General features: G+C 46.7%; 1 pseudogene. It reads left to right on the top strand.

Annotated features, from left to right (window positions below):
* Positions 1-334: pseudogene (locus AB4585_RS28200) on the top strand (phosphomannomutase); the annotation flags it as partial.

Below are 334 nucleotides of genomic sequence, written 5' to 3'. Positions count from 1 at the left end.
GCTTAGTAGAACAATTTTCAAGTAATGTATGTGCAGCGTTTACTCACGCATTTATTGAAGGCATTAAAGAGAGCTTTGAGTTCGATACGTTAGCGCTAGCGATTGATAACCGCCCAAGCAGTTATGCGATGGCTCAAGCTTGCTTTGAAGCTGCTAAACAAGCAGGCCTTCAAGTTATTTATTACGGCGTGGTGCCAACACCTGCGCTCGCTTATGTGGCCATGCAGCACTCTATGCCCTGCATTATGGTGACAGGCAGTCATATTCCGTTTGACCGAAATGGTCTGAAGTTCTACCGTCCTGACGGCGAGATTAGTAAGGCGGATGAAAAGGC

Origin of the sequence: Vibrio sp. 10N.222.49.C9 (assembly GCF_041474985.1) — a bacterium.
Taxonomy (GTDB): Bacteria; Pseudomonadota; Gammaproteobacteria; order Enterobacterales; family Vibrionaceae; genus Vibrio; species Vibrio crassostreae_C.
Note: the sequence above shows the minus strand (reverse complement) of the source record. Positions and strands in the feature narration are given on the sequence as shown.